At 71.1% G+C, this 1,830-nt stretch carries 3 protein-coding genes; all 3 read right to left on the bottom strand.

What is annotated here, in order from left to right:
• The coding region (locus KD1_RS15820) for a DUF8010 domain-containing protein (protein WP_502690831.1) at positions 1 to 392 on the bottom strand (392 nt) is incomplete at its 3' end.
• Positions 389 to 838: an acyl-CoA thioesterase gene (locus tag KD1_RS15815; RefSeq protein ID WP_245627445.1), complete on the bottom strand. Its 450-nt coding sequence runs from the start codon at positions 836 to 838 to the stop codon at positions 389 to 391. The genes KD1_RS15815 and KD1_RS15820, both read right to left, overlap by 4 nt.
• A gap of 20 nt (positions 839 to 858) precedes the next feature.
• The coding region (locus KD1_RS15810) for an endonuclease/exonuclease/phosphatase family protein (protein WP_068403511.1) at positions 859 to 1,830 on the bottom strand (972 nt) is incomplete at its 5' end.

Here is a 1,830-nt window from a genome sequence, read left to right as displayed (position 1 = left end):
GTGGCGGCCTCCCGCAGCGGCGCCGCCGGTACCTCTCCGGCCGACTGCCATCCGGAGCGCGGTGGGGTCAGGGCCGCCCACGGCGGCGTGAGGGTCGTCGGCGGGACGGAGAACGACGGCTCCGGGTTGCGCCGGGCGAGCCGATCGGAGCAGGCCGCCAACGACGTGACGGTGTCGAATTCGGCGCTCGAGGACAGGTGCAGCACGCGCAGCCCCAGCACGGTGCCGTCACCGGTCAGGCCGGACCCCTCCAGCACGCACACCCAGGCGGCGACGGCCTGGCCCACCGCCATCAGGCGGATCGCGCCGTCGGGGTCGGCCTGCTTGGCACGGCCGACGTAGGTCTCGAAGTCGGCCAGGGTCGAGGTGTCGTCGAAGAGCAGGTAGCTCATGCTCGCCTCCGTCGGAAGGGGACCGGCTCGTTCAGGTGGGTCTTCAAGATGCTCAGATGCTCCTGGGAGATGCGTTGCGGACGGTTGTTCTCGAAGTCGAAGAAGACCATGTCGGTCTGCGCAATCGCATACGTCGTCGTCCCGATCTCATCGGGGTCACGCACCGTGTAACCGACCGTGAACGACGCTCCGCCGATGCGCTCGACCCACATGTCGACCTCCACCGGGGCCGGCCGGAAGGTCAGCGGCAACACGTACTCGATCTCGTGACGGGCGACGAGGACCCCGGTCTCCTGTGCCTTGAGTTCCAGGCCGAACCACTCGGCGAAGCCGCCGATGCGGGCGTCCTCGAGCAGGCGGAGGTACTGGACGTTGTTGACGTGACCGTAGGCATCCATATCGCTCCACCGCAGATGGACCTGAATGCTGTAGGGAGTGGGGGGCATGGCCGACATTCTGGCAGCGGTCACCACGCCAGGTCGGCCCACACCCCCAGATGATCCGTCCCGTCGATGTGTACCGTGCCCGCTTCGCGCGGCGCGAGGCCCCGGACGAGCACGTGGTCCAGACCCACGCTCGGCGGCACGAGGCGGTTCGCCGGCCACGTCCGCTGGTACCAGGTGCCGGTGGCCTCGTGGACATCCGTGAGCCGGCGCAGCAGCTGACGGTAGGCCGGGTGCACGGTGCCGGCGTTGAAGTCCCCGGCGAGGATGACGGGACGGCCTTGTTGCACCGCCTGCCACTGGTCGAGTTCGCGCAGTTGTGCCCGCCACCGGTCCGATCCGCCGCCGACCGGGGGGCGCGGGTGGATGCCGCGGACGAGGATGTCCCCGACCGGGGTGCGCAGGGTGACCACCGGCTGCTCGAAGTCGCCCGCCTGCTGCGGGAAGGGCACCGCGACCTGCGGCCACCGTGACAGCACGACCGTGCCCATGATGGGCGCGTCGACCGAGCCGGAGGACGGACCGGTGCGGTGGGGGTAGGTCGTGCGCCAGCCGAGGTCGTCCAGGGCGGCGACGGTGTCCGGCCCGGCTTCGGTGAGCACGACGACGTCGCTGGACAGGGCCTTGGCCTCGTCGACAACCTGCTGCGGGTCGGCCCGGCCGGCGTGCATGTTGATCGCCAGCACCCGCACGGTGTTGGTGGTCTGCGGGGTCGGGTCGGGGTCGCCGGAGGCCCGCAGCCAGTACTGACCCATGACGAGCAGGAGGATCAGCGCGGCCGGGTACAACCAGAGCAGCGCCCACCAACGCCGCAGGGCGCACAGGGTCAGTGCCGCCACCGCCAGGAGCAGCACCCACACGGGCTGCATCGCCTGGAGGATGACGACGGTCGCCGCGCCGGAGTCGACCCAGCGCAGGCCGAGCAGAAGGAACGCGGCGACGCCGACCGCGGCGGCCGCGCGATCGGCGATCCGCTGCGACCGGCCGAGGCGGGC

It is taken from the genome of Kribbia dieselivorans NBRC 106261 (assembly GCF_001552435.1).
Taxonomy (GTDB): domain Bacteria; phylum Actinomycetota; class Actinomycetes; order Actinomycetales; family Dermatophilaceae; genus Kribbia; species Kribbia dieselivorans.
Note: the sequence above shows the minus strand (reverse complement) of the source record. Positions and strands in the feature narration are given on the sequence as shown.

Bases quoted from the DNA above. Each gene is read 5' to 3' on its own strand.
- KD1_RS15815 (WP_245627445.1), bottom strand. From the start codon at position 838: ATGCCCCCCACTCCCTACAGCATTCAGGTCCATCTGCGGTGGAGCGAT.